This window comes from Paenibacillus sp. GM2 (genome assembly GCF_900069005.2).
Classification (GTDB): domain Bacteria; phylum Bacillota; class Bacilli; order Paenibacillales; family Paenibacillaceae; genus Fontibacillus.
Map to the genome: position 1 here is coordinate 3258559 of NZ_LN831279.1, position 18025 is coordinate 3276583.

The following is an 18025-nucleotide window of genomic DNA, read 5'->3' on the forward strand; positions in this document are numbered from 1 at the left end:
GGAGGTTAAGACGTGTCAAAAATCCTAGTTGAAATAGATGATCTACGACAAGCGAAGAATCAATTAGACCAAGTTATACATAAGCTCAATCAAGACGAAGCTTACTTAAAAACAGTGTATGGTAGATTATTCGGCTGGAAAGGTGTGGCCGGCGAAGAAATGCGTAAACGTATGAATATCTTCTTTAATGATTTGTCTAAATGGAATGATCGTTTTGAAGGGCGTAGAGATGAACTCGTCAAATATATTGATCGAATGAAACAGGTAGACGAAATGTTCAGGTATTAAGCACTCCTTCTTCCTCTCCATAACCACAAAAGGCAAGCCGGAGTACTCCCGCTTGCCTGATCTTCGAGTCATTCTTCCATCAATGCGTCACTCGGGATTGAAAATCGTCCCGGCTCGATTTGTTGGCGTGGTACAGAACCACGTCCCCATTCTCCAGTTCAAACGTATTGCCGTAGGCATCCTGAACCTTGGACTGGAAACCTTCCATCTCCCACTGATTCTGACGCTTCACGCCCCCGATCACTTTGTTCATCTCCGGAGCGTGAATATACTGCAGATGCGGCTCGTCCAGCTTGCCGTCCCGGATACTCTCGATATCAAAGTTCACCAGAATGTACCCATTCTTATAACGGTTCTGCAGGAATATCTGCGATTTATTATCCAGCTTCCCATTCTTCCGGTGATATTCCTGCAGTGATTCCCCGGCCTTCACAATATACGGAGCAGCCGGCAGACTATATTCTCCATACCACTGCTGAATCGAGGCGTTCGCCCGCTGCGCATCCACCACCTGCGGCATCGCTACTCCCTGATATTCCTTCTTCGGTCCAATCATCGTCCGCAGCTGCTCCGACAGTAACAGCAAATCATAGCTCCCCACCGGCGTCTTCTGTAATGTGACTTTATCGACGTATTCACTTACGTACTGCTCCAGACTTTTCTGACCGCGTAACCATGCGGGTTCATACAGATAATATTTATACTTTGCCGTATCCTGCAAACTCGTTACTGGAACATTCCGCAAGCGCTCATTCAAGATTACATAACGGCTGACCTTATCATCCTTCGAGCCGATTTTGACAAATGGCTGACTGTTCGTGCTGTAGTATAAATCCACCTGCTCTCGTACCTCCCCGTCATGACTCACAAAGTAAAAGGTCGGTGTGATGCGGATTCCATCCAGCTTCTCGAACATATTACCCTTGGTCTTCAGATCAAACTTGAAATGGTAGCCAGTCTTGATCGATACGTTCTTATAGCCTTGAAACGGGTGACTTCCTGGGCGAATGAGTACGCTGTACGGGGATAGATTCCCTCTCGGGTCTCCATCAATATTCCCCATCCCTACCCAGTAGGACACTCCTGTTGGTTCTGCTGCTCCCTTGCCTTGACGGAATACATTCTCCCAGTTGTAATCGGCGATGTCAGTAATATGGAAATCATACAGCCGGCCGATCACCTCTACGGATACTTGGTCCAGGGCCATGTGATTCACCAGATCCAGGTTGGCATCATTCTGGGCCGGAATATCATCAGGATTGCCACCTGGAGCATTCTCCGCAATATTTCGGAAATACACCTGATAATCTCCTTCATCGACCCAGACTGGTAGGAAGAAGGTTGCTTCCTCCTGATTCACAGGAACCTCGATCCATGTTCCCTTGGGGACAAAGGTCTGGAAGCCGCTGCTCTCTCCCATATAGACATCGAACTCGAACTTGACCTGCTTCGATCTGAAATACTTGGCATAATCCCGATTCCCGTATCCGGGGTAATTGCTCTCATTTAAATGCTGGCCCGAGGTCGGAATTTTCACTATGAACGGCCGCTCCAAAATAAGGGCCGACCGCCTCTCATTCGGCTTCGTCTTCTGGTTATGTGCTGCATCATCTGATACTGACGAGTAGTTGACGACCGGGGTATGGACTGTAACAGAGTTCAATCCATTAATCTCATAATCCTTCTCTCCGTTGCCGCCCACGGAACTATAATAAATCTTTCCAGTGCTTGGCTGACTGGCCTTATTCGTCTTGCTGATTGGAATCATGTTCCCACGACTGTACAGAACATTGTCTCCGATCATCGAAGCATTCGGGATTTCTTCTGGCGTCCTACCACTCCCCTCCGTTACCGATCCATCCATGAGGGTTCGCCCGTTAAACGTAAACGTGTCATTGCTTACAATTACTTCTCCAACCGCGGCCTCAGCTGCAGACTGGGGATCTTGTCCTTCCATCGCTTCAACATTATCAGGTACAGGCGGGGGGATATAACTGCTAGTCTGTGCCGTTGCATAATAAGGCGGGTTATATTCTGAAGGAAGAATCTGAATCGAGCCATTGCTAAATGCATAATTAATCAGCTCTGCTACTTTAATCCGGTACACCTGCACGTCTTGGATCGTCCAAAAAGAATATTCCCTTACGACCTCCACCTGTTCTGTAGAGCCTTCAGGCTCTTCCCCTGCTTCTCCGGTCCCAGCTTCAGTATCCGGAGCATTCGGATCAGGAGGTGGAGGAGGAATCGTCACATTCACTTGATAGCGACACTGTCCAATCATTTCCTGATACTCATATTGATGAAGATATGATTTGGCCCACACATTCCCATACAAGCTCTCCGAGGTGGGTATACCCTTTAATACATCAAAGGGTTCATTTCCTCGCATATCTGCCTTGATAACTCCATTCGCCTCCGGATCCATATCTTCTCCATACATCTTTTGACCAGGGGCAGGTTCCGTACACTCACCGCTAGGATCGCCAGGGCCGTCTTCCCCCTCCGTATAGTAAACTTTCATCTTTCCGGGATATTGGTAGGTATAGGAACGCAGGTCAAACTTCATATGGAAGAAATAGTACATCATAGCTGCCCCGGTTGCTGGTAAGTTTACTTTTGTACCAACATGATCATAAGTTTGACCGATTCTTACCTTGATTCCATCTAGATTATCTATGTCTTTGCCAATGATAACAGTTGATCTATCTGTTAGTCCTTTTACAACAGGATTTGATCCATTTATCTCTACTTCTTTATCTATAATTTTCGTAATATTCTCTTTGCCTGGAAGGTTCCATTGCAATAATCGGGATTTATCATCAACGATCACATAAGTTGGAAACTGCGTTCTTTGCAAATTATAAAATGCATTATGCCTAACACGCGGGATTTCAAGCACAACTTGATAACCTGGGTACTTATCTCTTCTAATACCACCAACTGTCTCCTTTTCGATCTGACTATCAGGTAAACGATCCATTACGACCCAGCCAATTTCCGAAGCCCCAACTGTCCAACGAGATTCAGAACTGCTCCGCTGCCAGGCTACCCATCCTCCGGTTCCTTCATTATCTTTTGATATAACTTCAATTGGTTTCCCTATGAACTCTACCGTCCCTGAGTATTTCTGAGTATTTGGATTTATCGTCTTCACAATTTCGGTGCCCATAATAAACTCTATTTTTGTAATCACATTCCCTACACCAACATCAACATTAAGAGGTTTGGTTTTAAGCTTTGATTTTTTTGCATAAATAGAGTTATTCCCGGACAAAGTTTTCTCAATATTGTAGGTAACCTCCTGTTCAGGTAATTCCTGCTCCACAGATGCAAATACCTTGAAGTGATTTATTGATAAGAAGGTTGTTAATAACAACGAGCTGGTTACCACAGCTGCGGTTAACCTTTTAAATCTATTCACCCTATTCTCCCATATATCAATTTTCAGGAGGGTAGATCGTCATTATATTTTGATTCATATATGCTGAGCTAGATGGTGTCTGAAGTGAAAAAGTAATGCCATGTACTTTATCAAGTAACCAACCTCTCTTCGGAATAATTCTTACTGGAATGTCAAATAACTTATGATGATAAACATATGCAGAAGAATTCAGCTCTCCTGAATAAAATTTTTTTTCATCGGGAGAACCATAACCTGAAACTGAGAAATTGACACTATTATTATATTTCTTCGTGTCGTTGTTATATATCACTCTACTTTTCATTACCAATAGATAACTTTGGGGCCATTTCGAGATTTTTAAACTCGTATCTTCAAAATCACCATTGAACCACTTCAACTCCCCTACCGGAGGGAGTAGCTTCCAGTTCGGATCGTTCGGATCCTCCATATCGATGGCAATGAGCGCTTCTAATTGAGCTTTATATTTCCCGTCCTTAGAGGTAATGGTCATCATTTCCTCATTCCACAGCTCTTCCACGGACCTTCCCTTAAGCTCACTTTCATCTGAAACCAAAATCTCTGGCATAACCGTAAATATATTCGTCCCATGCCATACAAGCTCGGCATTAGACACTGCGTATTTATCAACCGGCAAAGTCTCACCAGCATTTACCTTTAAGATCCGCTCAATAATCGTGACTGATTGTGCTCGTGTTGTTGTCTTGTCCTCCCCGAGAACTCCTTTTCCAAGCCCGGTGATCAGTCCGGACTTCGTTGCTAAATACATCCACTTATCATTTTCGCTAGTCGCTTGTCCAATAGCCCGCACAGCAATCCGCGCCATCTCTTGACGCGTAATATCCTTGTTCCACTGCTCCTCGTTATTTGCAAAATCCACCGCTGCATAAAGCGATTGGTTCTGCGCAACCTTCACATACGGCTCATACCATACACCTTCTACAGCTTCCGTTGGCAGTCCAAGCGCTGTCACAACCATCTTTATAAATTCACCACGAGTGATCGCCTGCTCCGGTTTGAATTTTCCTCCCGGATACCCGCTGACATAGCCCTTGCTAACTGCCATCTGGATTGCTGCCTTCGCCCAGTGATCTGCCCCAACATCACTGAACTGAACACTTCCGCTCGAAGGCAAAGTTTGTCCAGACTCTACGGTAACCTCATTCGTCTCCACGGATTCTCGATCGTCCGCTGAAGCTGCAACTGTACCCAACAACAACGATAACAACACTGCTCCGCCTATACCTTTTGATACCCATTTGTTCACCCTAAACCCTCACCTTCTGATGTACTCTATTCCTCAAATCCAGGGCCTACTCAGCCCTAGCCTTCACCTTACACATTCTCTAGGATAATATCCTGCCGCCGCCGCATCCCTCACACTATCAAAAGTTTCCTCAACCCGGTAAGGATAATTGCAACCGCTCTGGTAGTAATATTTCATGCCTGTCCTCTCATCTACTCCCCCATTAATTACCGTCTTCTTAACAAGTCTTCCGCCACCGAAGGCGTAGTTATTATAGAATTGGTCACCTACAGGAATCCCTTGAATAAAAGCAAGCATGCCAATATCATTGATCGAATTGACCCATTCCTCTTGCGGAATACTAGGAAGCTTGAACGTATAATGAATCCCATTTCGGGTTGAGAACTCATTATGCTGATTAATGAAATAAGCAAGATCCTCCTGGATTCTTTTTACGATAGTACTTCGTCTCTTCGCATCAAAGCTGGCTGTATCCTTAAGCAACGATGCATTCGTCTTCTTCATTACATCCTGTCTGAGTCCATTAACCCATGTCTTGCTTGCTGCATCATACACATGAACATATTCGTCCAAGGTAAAGTTGAAGCTGTTGCCCGCATCGTCTGCGAACGCATAAGGCTTCTTTGGGCGCCACATATGCTTGTAATTCTTCTCCCCGAAAGCATCCGTATATTCCGTCATAACGTACAAGTAATAGCCATCATAGTCCATAACGACAACGGCAGGGATATAGGCAGCTAAGGCCCCTTGACCAATAGGATCGTTATTCACACCAAAATTCAAATATAAGGTCTGAAAGAACGTATCGATCGCCAATTCCTTGTTAACCTTAAAATATTTATCCGACTGATATTCCGCCTCATATTCCTGTAGCTCATTTAAATTCAGAATAACCCCGGCATCCTGTGCGGCCGTGCGAAGCGCCTTCGTATATTGCTGATTAAGTGCGGCCACTGTTTTTAGATCAGCCGTATGGACATCCATCACCAGAAAGAAGGGAAGAAAGATACATACGAAGAGAATCGCCCAATTAATAATCTTCATTGATGATCATGCCCCCATACGGGATATATATCTTCGTATTGCTTCCGGTATTCCCACTCGTAAAAAAGTCAAATAGAACCGTAGCCATAGTTCGATTCACATTCTTCACTTTTACTGTGAAAAAATCGCCCACAGTCATTGGATCAGCCCCGCTTCCGTTAAGATCAGCATCCGGTTTGGGGTATCTCCGCTGCTTGCTGTTTAGAGGCTCCGTATTATCGGGGAATAGCGTGGCCATAATTTCGCCCGTATAATGACCATTAAAATAAACATCAAAATCATTCTGAAAGGAACTTGGATCAGCTGGTTCAGAATAACTAGGGTTATAACGTTTATGTAAATGCTCCATCTGAATATCATACTGATTGCCGGTAGCTCCCAGCTTACGGTTAAAATCCAGATACATGGCAGGAGTAATATAACCCTTCGTACGAACGGCATCTACAAACTCAGTGACGGCAGTATGGACCACGAGCTGTGACAGCTCATCATGACGCTGGGCCTGCTGATATAATGGGTAGCCGAACAGGAGTGCTACCGCAAGCAGTATGGCTACAATTTTTGATAACGAGTTCTCCATTTCCCCACCTTCAATCTATGTGAACTCTATGGTTTCTATGGTTCCATTGCTGTCGCGAAAATAGGTAACATCATAGGTTCGGTGCAGATTAATACCGGAAATATCCAACTTCTCCAAATCAAGATCCTTTGGGAAGAAAAGGGTTTGACTGTCAACTACCCGTATATTCGCACCTAGAACATGTATTTGGTATATACTCTGCAGCACTTCAGCCCCGGTATAGGTCTCCCGGCCGTTCACCTCAAGACTAGTGAACAGCCGGCGTTCCTCCTGCTCCGCCGCATGGCGAAACGTATCAATCGCCTTCTCTTGCCCCTGCATCCCACCTACTGTGAAAGTACAGGCCACAATAAACAAGAACAGCTCGGCCACGATAAATAAAGTTCTTTCCAGGTTGTCGCTCATTTTGGTTAAGATCCTTTTTTAAGATTTTCATAGAAAAGATCGGTTCTCTATAGGTTCATTTATTCGTTACGGAGTAATTTGAGTAAATACGACTCCGCGTATCATGTTATTTTTATCTCTAACAATGCTTGATTTAAATTGCCCGCTTGGATTGATATATTCAGGGTATTTTTGATCTTCAGCTAACTCTAGTCTCCCTGAAGGATTTTTCTCTTTTGAAACATCAGTTACTAATGAGCCATCTAAATTAAGTATATTACCGTAATATACACCTTTGTCTGCATCTTGTTTGCCCGTTTTCACATATATCCCAAATTGCTCCAAATTCATATATTGCCGAATCGCATTCAGCACCTGACTACCAGACAACGTTGTATTGTTATACGTATTAAACTCTGTATCCGATAATTGCGTTGTAATCGAGGCCATCTTCATTTGTCCTTGCTTAGCCGCATCCTGAGAAGAAATCGTGATGATAACTACAATCGTGATCAACATAATAGTCAGGAATATCCCTGCCGCTACTCGTATACCTACGCCAGTATTTTCTTCCATGTACATTCATCTCCCTTAATCATCTTTTATTATTGAATTTATAATTGTGTGTTCAAAAAGTTCGGTTTTCAGCACCGAGAAGGTTGGATGAAGCTAGGGTCCGAGGAGCGCAGCGTACGTAGTGGGTACGTGAGCACCGGAGGGCCCGGCTGAATTCAAGATTCGATGTCGAGTTACTTCTTTGGTTCACTTCGTGATCAAAAGCGGACTTTTTGACTACCTCTAAGCTCAGATCCCCTGAATTTGAGTCGATAGCTGACCAAGCTGCCCGAACGACATGTACAAGAACGGAAAGACCAGATATAACGCGATCAGAAGAGCTCCCGGCGTCCAGCCGATCATTTTGCCCCAGGAGGCTTTCTGGCGAATGAGCCGTTCCAGCCGCTCCTTTTTCTGTTCTGCATAATATTCCTGCTCCATCTCCAGATCATCGAAGGCTTCACGAATCGTAATCTTCTCAACCGCCTGGTTCAGTCGCTTCACGATTCTGACGAATGACTCAAATGGCGCTTCGTTCATCAGCGTCTGCATGGCCCCCTCGGCCCCGCTGTCATAGGTCAGCAAGCAGCGCTGCAGCGCCGGTCGGAAAATAATACCGTATCGTTCCATCCATTCCAGAATCGTCTCGACCGACATACGTTCGAACTCCGAGAGAATACTGATCAGAACGTGGAACTGATCCACCTCATTTTGCATTTCGAGCGCTCGCATCCGGCGCTGGAACAATAAAATCCAAAGCGGAAGGTAATATCCTGCGATGGCTAGGCAGATGGCCAGCAACAACTCCCACCATTTGAAGAACTCGCCATGAATAGTCTGCATCTTGCCTTCAATCCGATTTACCGTATTATTAAATGCCACATCATTTAGAGGCTGCCCGGTATTCATCAGCACCTTATTCGCAATAGCCTCTCTGCTCAACTCCCCCTTCCCGTTCAATTCCCGAATAATGTTATTGTCAAACTCTGTGAGCTCCCTGGCTCTCTGCATCTCCTTCTCGTCCATATAACCCAATATCGTGTTCTGCTCCTTCGTCGGATTGTGATACACATGGTATATAGCACTGAAGTGCAGAGCGATAGACAAGAATACGACACCGATAAAGCAAGTCACGCTTATTAAAACACGCTGTATATAAAACCATTCCAGCATCAGAGGAGAGTTGGCTTCCTTCAGAAGCAGATTCAATCTGTAATGCTTGCGTGTATGTGAGGCGGGAACCAGCCTGTCCACCAACCAGCGAATCCATGGTACCTCGTACAGCTTCTTCTCCCACTGCCGACGAGGCCCCTTGGGAATGTACTTCGCTTCATCGTTCTCTGACAATTTCCTGATCAGTACATAGCATAGGGCAGCGATTGCAAAAATCACCAGACGAATAATTATCCCCAGCTTACTTTCATAGAAATCCTTTGTAATAGGAAAATACCCTTCCGCCCAACGAACTAGAGGAAATGACAGCAAAATCGGGGCAAGCGCAATCATCGTTAGTCCGCCGAGGCGGTATCTCAGTTTCTGGCGGCGCAGCAAATCGTATCTGATTTCCTGAACGAATTTATTAATTGCACTCAAATACATCGAACCCTTGCTTAGAGTCCGGTCACCATATTCCATAATCAAATGCGAGATACCGGAAAATACTTTTAAGTAGCGGTTCGGAGCTACAGCATAATAGTTCTCTAATCCCTTCTGAGGTTCATTGGAGGTCAGAATCTCATGAATTCTCTCTACCTGCAGCTTAATTTCCTGTGGCGAAGCCTGAGCAGCCTGATAAATCGCCTCGTCAACCATGCGAACCTCTTGATAATAATGGCGATTATCCTCCAAAAATTGCGAGAATTGCTTCAGCAGCCTGTCCTCAACCCGGTTCACAAACATATCAACCAGCATCTCATTCAGAACGATAGCAGCCAGAACGCCGAAGAACACCGCCATCCAGCTCTTGCTGATCACTGCTAATATAACGATTCCAAGCAGCATCGAGCCTAGCGTCATGAACGTAATCCGCATCGTTTCTTTGCGCAGAGTGTACTCATCGTAAGTATTGATCGCTGTTAACCGCTTGCGTATGCGTAGAATCTGGCCTTTAATAACTGGCACCTTCATGAGCCGCATGTACGATTTCTGATAAAAAATTAGCAGCTTAGCGGGTGTTGTCCGGTTGGATGCAGCTCCTGTCTTCCAGACAGGTCCGGAGTTTTTGCGCCTTCTGCGCTCCTTCATAATCATATACAGAAGCACGGAACCTGAGAGGAAGATGGCTATTCCGCATACCAGCAGAATCCAGAACCATTTATTCATGAGCTTCCCCCCAGTGTCGCGTTAGAAAGGCTTCAAACGCCAATCTGTCCTCAGCCGTCATATTGAACTTCATATGTTCTATCTTGGTTGTAGAGATGGGAGCCACGGCAACATATTCTCCATTTCTGTATTCAATGATGTTTCTTGCCGTCCATACCCTTCCACTGCTGCGACGGTAGGCCTCACGCTGCAAATCGATCAAGGCATCCAGCTTGTTCTCCACGCTGTCTCCCTTGCTAAACGTTTCTCCCTCCAGAATCTCTGACTCATAAGTGACCGGAGTAATCTCGGTAATTCGCTCGATATAACGCCTTCCGTCATTTTCCTTACGCATATGAATATCCCACTTCACCGCATTGGCAACCTGCTCTTCTGCGATCCGTTCATTCTGGAACACGCCGGTCTTGAGCAGTGAGTTACGCAATGACCAGACCAATTCTCTAACCGTAGTGGCATGGTGTGTAAAAATTGTAAATAAGCTCGCCACCTGCGACATTTGGATCATCCAGGCCGCCACCGGATCGGTGGCTACTTCTCCAAGAATATTAACCGAACCATCCGTCTTCTTCTGCAGGTCCAGTCCGGCTTGACCTGATATGTTATCTGTCTCTCGAAAACCCAGCGAGTTTCGTTCCGGATACAAGCGCCTTAGATGAAGCTCAAAGGTCATTTCCTGAATCCGCAGCGTTAGGGTCGCATATATGTATTTGACTGCAGCCATGACAAGCGAGGTCTTTCCCGAACCCTGCGGACCGGTAAACGCCGTCACCTGTGCGCCCTTCATCAGGAATTTGATCATCTCACGAGGCAGCTCCGCATTTTCCCCAGATTGGGTCGATACCAGCTTTTCCAGATTCATATTGGGAAGGTCGAACTTGCGCACGAAGAAGGCCCAGCTTTCCGCAAATGGAGGTCTGACAACGACAACGCGCGAGCCGTCCTTCATTTCATTCACCTTGAAACCGTTGGATTCGGTGAGCTGTCCCGGATTATCATACTTATAGATATTTTGGCAGATTCGCTTGAGTTCGATATCCGAGCCAAAGCTGAGGAATGATAAATGAATCGACTTCCCGCGATAAAAAATCCACACGCTCTGATAGCCCGGATGCTGGGCTTGCCGCATCCCCTGCATCAATTCAACCTCATCCTCTATAATCTGCATCGTCGTCGGAATGCCTGATATCCCTCCCGAGACGCCATCGATCGCCATATCGCGAATTTCATCAATTACACCGAAGCCCTTGTATCTGCTGTATATCCGCTGAACTATAATGCTCAGCTTATCGGTAAATTCCAGCCTGCCACGAGCTTCCTGATGATAGATTCTGCGAATTTCTTCTCCGGTAATAATATAGGAATCAACGGTTTGGTCCTCAATCACCCGCTTGGGCTGATCAAGACCATATTTCCCTATCATTTCAGCCAAGCCGCGAAAGCCGTACTTCTTCTTATATAAATGCAGCAAAATATCGAACTTATCTTGATCACTCAGCAGCTCAGGATCTTCAAAGGGAATAATGAAGTTAATGTTCTCTTCATCCAATCCATAATTGCGGTCAAGGAGATCATAGATATACTGCTTCAAATAAATTTTCTCCTGAATGTCCCCGTTGGTAGCATTCTTCATAGCACTTCGCAGCTCAGCTACGACCGATTGCCTTCGGGTATACTCTTCTCCCGACAAGCCCATATCCAATAAGCTGCTATTTACAAATTCATTGATCGTCGTCTTGATATACTGTAGTAGATAATCAAAATCAAACCTTGATCGATCTTCCTTCATCCTCTTGCCTGATGATGCCGACTGTGCCACAGGCTTGCGATTAAGCACTAGGAATAAGTACACGATCAACCCGCCGAGGATGAGAACGATCAGAAGAAAATTGATCATATAAGGCATCCCCATTACAGCGCCCTTCTTTCACTATATTTCAGCTTCGGATTTATGCCGATCTCGGTCAAGATAAGCTCTGTCACTTTGCGAACCTCATGAATGAAGTAATAATTCTCATGCGTGCTGGAGACAGATCCATTGCGGGCAAAGAATCCCTTCACATCCCCATCGTTAAAATGATCACGAAAGCTAGTGTTATAAGGAATAGCAGCAATTCTACCCTTGAACTTATACTTCGCGGCAATATTTCTAACCTTATATTTCGAGTCAGGATCATATTGACCGATTAAGATAAGCTGTGGAATTCTCCGCACCTCCTCCGGAAGGCTCTTATAATAATTCAGAAAGTATTTATCAAGTACGTTAATATTCTGATTCAGACATACCACGATTAAATCCGAGTTCCGCAGCGTATCTACAATTGATGGACTATTCAGCCCGCTATGAACATCCAGCAGCAAGGCATCATAATACTCCTGTGCCCGCTGAAACACGATATTGAACAGTTCATTTGATCTCTCAAAAAGAGTCTTATCCGATTTCTCGCTGCCGCTGAGCAAATCGAGGCGATCCCTCTCTATCATCAGGGAATGATTCTTAATCGTCTCCCTCTCCAGCTTGCTGCTCCTAACTGCACGCTCTAATGCATCAAGCCCTGTCCCGGAGACTTCCAGAAATCTACGGTTATATTGATTAATAGTCTTAGAGAAGGAGCGCTCCAGAGTGGAATCCGACCATTGCGGCTGTGAAATAAGTGAACGAAGATCATATTCCAGCCCAATTAATGCGGCTATTGCAGCAGTATTACTCGTGACTCCCAACCCATGCTGCACGCCCCAAAAGGATACTTGACCCATCATTAACGACTCCTCTCGGCTCTTTTCCATAGTTTTTTTGCTTCTGCCGGGCCGATTTCCATAATAGACTCCGCCATCTCGTTGAGGACTTTCCTATACTCCCCTGAAATCCTCTTGATATTGACATTACTGCGCGCCTGGTTATGAATCCGGGCGGCAAGGTCTCGTTCATCCGGATAATATACGAGGGTATCCTTCCATTCGATAGGAAGAGGAGAGAATAGATCATCCAAATATTCCTCAAGCAGGGTACCGGCCACTTCACATATCACCCTGGTTACTGGGATAAGTCTTGTTCCATCCAAGCTGGAACTAAACGCCTCCATCAGACGTAAATTTCTCTGCATGACCGGGTTATCGTAGGAGGTCACCATGAAGAACTGGTCTGCCTCCGACCAATGGCTCGCAAATTCGATATCCTCCAAATCTATCAGTACATAATCATAAGTCCCTTCTGCGATCAACCTCTGATAGATCTCCATAGCTGTGACCTCTTCCGCAATATCGAACTGATCATGCTGGTGAATCTCCGTATCCAATTCTATCTTCGGGTATGCGTATTTGTAGCGTTCATATCCTGTAGCATCGACCAGCAGCACTTTATGATTCAACGAGACCAGCTTGCACAGATAGAGCATCATATCTGTCTTATCCAAGGCTCCAATTATTACAATCTGCTTCATCTTGCAGCCCTACCCTTCAAACGGAACCGTTTCGTTATAGTCTTTGAATTCACTATTTGTAGCGGCGCTATCTTGTCCCGATGACCCGCTCCCCGCATTAAAGTCCGGTGTTTCTGTTGAATCAAGCAGTGGGTTATTCTGTGCAGAATTCTCCCCATTCCCCTGATTGCCCTCATCTCCCTCTTCGTAATAAGTACTTCCTGAAGGATTAGTATTCAAATTGGATTTGCCGCTGTTATATTTCTGCCGTTCATCTTCAGGCATCGACTTAATATCCTGCTCTAATTTCTCGCGAAGCCGCTTCTCCAGGTACTTTGTAGCCACGTTAACGATATTGGGATCTGTTAAGATTAATTCCTGGACTTTCGCATTAGGAGGATAGTTAACATATGCTTTCTCCTGCATATAAGGATCAACATAGCTGAGGGCATAAATCGTAGCATCATTAATAAAAGCATCAACAATTGCACTGGACATCAACAGAATTTCTTCTTCATTCATCTGATACCAAATCGTACCGTTATTTAAATCCTGCACTTTCTTCTTGGATAGAACGATGTAATCCTGGCCCGTCGGAAATTTAATGCGTACATCGACAAAATCCTTCGTTGATAGCTTAAATGGCAGTTGAATCAACTTAAATTCCTGATTACGGAGGTCATTTGGAGTGACCCCTTCTTCGTATAGCATAGGAGAAGTAATCAATGTATTCTTCTGCAAATCAATTTTGGGATACTTGCCTATAAGCTTCTGTAAATCATCAACGGCGTTATCAGGAATTGCTGCCCTTGGCACGCTCATTGTAACAAGGTCTTCCTCCCTCAATATCGTTCCAGCCAAATGGTTCTCCTTGACTACTGTGATGGCCGAACGTTCCTCATTCAACTGCTTCTGCGCCAACGCCAGTTGCTGCTCAATCTTACTGGTATGTTCCTTGTACTTATGCTGCAGCTTGCTGATGTACAAATAGCCTGTACCAACACTAAGAAGCAGGACGATTGCACCACCGATGGCTCCGGCCACTATTAATTGTTTCTGCCGCAGTCTTATTCTGGACATGCTTTGTCTCCTTTCTTCGCCAAAAACGATCCTGAATACCTATGTATATTTTGAATCTAAGGAAAATTATAACATGTGATTTCTGAAAAAAATGTCGTTTTGTGTCAAAAAATAATTAATATTAGAAATTTTAGGAGAATAGCACCATAACTATGGAATTATTTTATATTTAAACAACAAAATAACCCTATACTCGCCAAAACGAGATAGGGTTATTAGACCTACGAGGTGCTTGCCAAAGGGCTACTTACTTCAATATTAATAAAATAATTAAAGCTGCAATAATAACCATGCAGCCACTAAGAATTGAATAAAACCATACTTTGGTGGATGCTTTCTTTCTGACTCCTAGATAAGGCTTGAGAATCTTAGTTAGGGCCGCATCAGTTTCACTGGAAGCCTTGTACGGATCAGGATGAGGGGGAAGACGAAATACTTGATTTCCTGGCAATTCCTTTCTGATATCCGTGATGCTGATTGGATCGACAAACGGGATGCAATAATACCAGTTCGACTGGTCCATCTTACTATACATTTTCCTGAACTGCTTAATCTTAGGCTGCCGCCACTCACTGCCGGCACCAAGCAATATTTGCGCATTGGCCCTGAAAAATTCCTGACTCCAGTCACTCTCTTCATGACTCCCAATATCAAGTATTAAATAATCATACCCCATTGCCAATAGCGAACTCATATCTGCCTTACTATTGTGCTTGTAATACATAACTCCATTAATGCTAAATTGACTGGTTGAATTTGTATAATCCCTGATGCCTTCATAAGCACTCTCTATGTATGCAAAGTCCTGCGATCCATTAGCCTCCAGCAAGGCGACCGAATAACCCTTGCGATTAAGATAGTTCGCTATTAATATGCTAAGATGCGTGGAACCGATTTTGGATTCAACACCCATTACAGCGACAGTTATCGTACCTACAATTCTCTCCTGGACAACAACTCTCTCCTGAAAAGGCAGGTCAGGAAGCTCCATGTCCAGCACATCAGCGCCTTCCAGATAAGTACTGTGCAATTTAGAAGTAAATCGATAGATTTGATCCTTGATCCGATCCATCTGTATTCCTTCGGCTTCCATATCCGCGGCGATATTAGCAGACTTTGCACTTTCAGGCATGAGCTTTAGCAGCGCATGTGTAATCGTCTCAGCCTTTGTCCCCGGGGATGTAGTAATAACCTGAACCCCCAGCTCTGCTAGCTGATGAACCATTCCATCTTCCTCATGACGATCCAATGCTATAACTATGATTCGCGTGCTGCTGCGCAGCATCCGATACTGGCGAATTCCTTGCATAAAGATTAACATATCCGTGCAATCCAGGTCGGTAATTAGAGTCTGAATATGGATTCGAGATACTGCCTGGATGTATTCGAGAAATTCGGAGCCTTCAAATTTCCCCGTCTTCTCGTAGCTTATATCTGAATGGCCTATAGCCTTCAGTACATGCTCTGCCGCTCTATTGGATACGATTACTGCGTTCACTGTTCCACCCCGCCATCCGTCAAGATTCTGCTCTGGTTGATGTCAAACATTTTATCCATACCATGTTCCCTGGTTCGAAGTGCCCCTTGCTTTGCTCCGAGTAGAAGCTCTTCCAGTGGCTCATCCCCGGCAATATTCATGTACCCCATACTAAACGGATAAGTGATTTCCGCTGAGAGGTTCAGCCTCAATGAATCCGTCAGATTATTCAGATCCATGGAGGATTTATTGATGATTACAGCTACGCCATCTTGCTCATAACGACTTGCAAACCCAAAGCGATCTGTATATTTCAGCACAACTGGACCCATTTTTCTGAAAATCTCCTCGGTTTGCCCATTTTTATTATCCTTATTCTGGGAGAAATCAAATAGTACGTAGACGACCCCGTACACCTGTCTTTTTAGCAAAGCTTGATTAGCTTGTTGAATGAAATGCTTGCGTGTATAAAAACCGGTCACTTCATCTCTCGTTGAAGTATAGGCAGCAGCCTGCATAATCTCAATGACCCGTTCAAACAATTGCATGAAGGTCAGCAGCAGAAAAACCGCTAAAAAAGCTAGACTTGATATAAGAATAGCCTCTATTCTAGTAACTGCCGCAACGGTATATAACAGAATATGTACGAAATAACTTGCTAAGGCCATCGTATTCTTCATCTTAGTTCCTGCCTCAGGGAAGAGCTTGAACAAGGAATACAGAGTAACAGCCCCAACAATAAGCACTAGAAGCAATGATGCCATCTCCGGTGGCAGCAATAGCGAGCCTGCAGCAGTAATTAAGCTAAGTCCTGTCCCTGCAAGATGAACATATAGCTTATCCTGTCTCTTGGTATAGAGAATGCGGTAAACGGCCAGTTGGATGAGCACTACGCTGCAGGTCAGCAAAGATTGGAAAAACATATAAAACGCACTAAATTTATTAGGGAGGCTGAGCATGGCTATTGACGATAACAACCCCAAGCCGGTTGAGCTAAATAATATGAGGTAAAATTGGCTCCTCCACCTGAAATACATCATTCCTCCCATTGCAAGCAGCACTCCCATCCAGGCGACCTGCAAGGTGTACAGCATGAGTTGCAATTGATCCAAATGTATCACCCTCCGACAAAATTTGACCTGAATATATAATATACTAGATCACCTAGATTTAGGAAGCGGAAGATAATCATGGATTCTGTTTCTATTTCTCAAACATGAAACCGGGCCCGAAATTTACCCGGGGACTCTCCGGTCCAGCGCTTGAATTGGCGGCTGAAATGGGCAATATCCTTGTAGCCGAGACGGGTGGAGACGGCCTCTACCGTAAGCTCAGGCTCCATGAGCAGAAGCTTGGCCTTCTTCAGCTTCAGGCCTGATAAATATTGGCGCGGCGATATGCCGTATACCCGTTGAAAAATGCGGTTGCAGGACGAAGCGCTGTATCCAAGATCCGCGGTGGCAGCCGCTACCGCATCTCTGGAGTGCTGCTCCTCCCTTTCAACCTCGGACAAAGTCTCTCCCTGGATATCGCTATCCTCCACACACTTCTCCAATCTTGCCGCAATCTCAAAAGCTACCCTGCCCATCTTGCTGCTGGCCAGTTCCTCCTCGCCCTGCTCAGACAGCACCTCGCTCAGGCCAGCCAGCAAGTCAAATACGGCGGACATGGCTCTCATCTTGTTGGCCAGCTTAAGCGGCACCTCATTAGCTGAGGTGAGCGAGATTAACTTGTCCAGGCTGGGGCGAATCGTCCGGGTCAGGGCGCTTGTCGACTCATACAGGTCGAAGTTCCTGCGGCTCAGCAAGGCATGGAGTATAGGGTCATCCGCATTAAAATGCAAACAGTAATAAGTCATCGGCTCCTCACCAATCGCCCGACTCTCATGAACATCCTCCGGTCTAAGCAGTAATAAATCACCGGGCTTCTGAATATAACGCTGACTGTTCACAATCATCTCCTGTCCTCCGGCGAGCAGCAAATTGACTTCAAACAAAGGATGAGTATGCCTGGGGTATGACCAGTCCTTGGTCACCGTACGGACATGGGATGCAAATATCCGAAATGTCGAATCCATATCCGGCAGCATAAATTCCGCGATATAACGATTGTTAGCCAGTTCCAGTTCCATAGCAGCAGCCTCCTTGTACACAAGCTCAATAATTTAGTAGTCAATTTGGGTAAATTGATT

Annotated in this window: 15 protein-coding genes; 1 reads left to right on the forward strand and 14 read right to left on the reverse strand. The window is 45.1% G+C overall.

Translation table 11 applies throughout. The annotated features are described in order from the left end of the window. The first annotated feature begins 12 nt into the window (after positions 1-12). Positions 13-288: a hypothetical protein gene (locus BN1360_RS24390; RefSeq protein WP_068782415.1), complete on the forward strand. Its 276-nt coding sequence runs from the start codon at positions 13-15 to the stop codon at positions 286-288. 79 nt (positions 289-367) lie between these two features. Here the strand turns inward: BN1360_RS24390 and BN1360_RS24395 are convergent, their stop codons facing one another. From BN1360_RS24395 to BN1360_RS24460, 14 genes are all read right to left on the reverse strand, one after another. Beyond that, a complete protein-coding gene (locus BN1360_RS24395; RefSeq protein WP_068782416.1) occupies positions 368-3709 on the reverse strand; it encodes a DUF5704 domain-containing protein in 3342 nt (1113 codons plus the stop codon). Between the two features lie 16 nt (positions 3710-3725). Continuing rightward, complete coding sequence (locus BN1360_RS24400; RefSeq protein ID WP_068782417.1) at positions 3726-4976, reverse strand: S-layer homology domain-containing protein; 1251 nt, start codon at positions 4974-4976, stop codon at positions 3726-3728. Between the two features lie 63 nt (positions 4977-5039). Continuing rightward, on the reverse strand, positions 5040-6020 hold the full coding sequence (locus BN1360_RS24405) for a F0F1-type ATP synthase (protein WP_068782418.1): 981 nt from the start codon (positions 6018-6020) through the stop codon (positions 5040-5042). Beyond that, positions 6007-6600, reverse strand: a complete 594-nt coding sequence (locus BN1360_RS24410) for a hypothetical protein (RefSeq protein ID WP_068782419.1) — start codon at positions 6598-6600, stop codon at positions 6007-6009. Before BN1360_RS24410 ends, BN1360_RS24405 begins: the two co-directional genes overlap by 14 nt. 15 nt (positions 6601-6615) lie before the next feature. Beyond that, entirely contained in the window at positions 6616-7005 is a 390-nt protein-coding gene (locus tag BN1360_RS24415) for a hypothetical protein (RefSeq protein WP_068782420.1), read from the reverse strand. 66 nt (positions 7006-7071) lie between these two features. Beyond that, positions 7072-7560: an ABC transporter permease gene (locus BN1360_RS24420; protein WP_068782421.1), complete on the reverse strand. Its 489-nt coding sequence runs from the start codon at positions 7558-7560 to the stop codon at positions 7072-7074. 228 nt (positions 7561-7788) lie between these two features. Next, positions 7789-9861, reverse strand: coding sequence for a hypothetical protein (locus tag BN1360_RS24425; protein ID WP_068782422.1), 2073 nt, complete (start codon positions 9859-9861; stop codon positions 7789-7791). Continuing rightward, positions 9854-11755 (reverse strand): P-loop NTPase family protein, encoded by a 1902-nt coding sequence (locus BN1360_RS24430; protein ID WP_324254314.1) that lies wholly within the window; start codon positions 11753-11755, stop codon positions 9854-9856. The genes BN1360_RS24425 and BN1360_RS24430 overlap by 8 nt, the downstream gene beginning before the upstream one ends. Before the next feature lie 14 nt (positions 11756-11769). Next, positions 11770-12618, reverse strand: coding sequence for a hypothetical protein (locus BN1360_RS24435; protein ID WP_229521100.1), 849 nt, complete (start codon positions 12616-12618; stop codon positions 11770-11772). Continuing rightward, on the reverse strand, positions 12618-13298 hold the full coding sequence (locus BN1360_RS24440) for a CpaE/TadZ family protein (RefSeq protein ID WP_068782424.1): 681 nt from the start codon (positions 13296-13298) through the stop codon (positions 12618-12620). Before BN1360_RS24440 ends, BN1360_RS24435 begins: the two co-directional genes overlap by 1 nt. 9 nt (positions 13299-13307) lie before the next feature. Further along, positions 13308-14357, reverse strand: a complete 1050-nt coding sequence (locus BN1360_RS24445; protein WP_068782425.1) for an SAF domain-containing protein — start codon at positions 14355-14357, stop codon at positions 13308-13310. 247 nt (positions 14358-14604) lie between these two features. Then, positions 14605-15855, reverse strand: coding sequence for a hypothetical protein (locus tag BN1360_RS24450; protein ID WP_068782426.1), 1251 nt, complete (start codon positions 15853-15855; stop codon positions 14605-14607). Continuing rightward, positions 15852-16946 carry a hypothetical protein gene (locus BN1360_RS24455; protein WP_068782427.1) on the reverse strand — a complete coding sequence of 365 codons (1095 nt, stop codon included), beginning with the start codon at positions 16944-16946 and terminating at the stop codon, positions 15852-15854. Before BN1360_RS24455 ends, BN1360_RS24450 begins: the two co-directional genes overlap by 4 nt. A 98-nt stretch (positions 16947-17044) precedes the next feature. Further along, positions 17045-17965: an AraC family transcriptional regulator gene (locus BN1360_RS24460; protein WP_068782428.1), complete on the reverse strand. Its 921-nt coding sequence runs from the start codon at positions 17963-17965 to the stop codon at positions 17045-17047. Positions 17966-18025 lie beyond the last annotated feature (60 nt).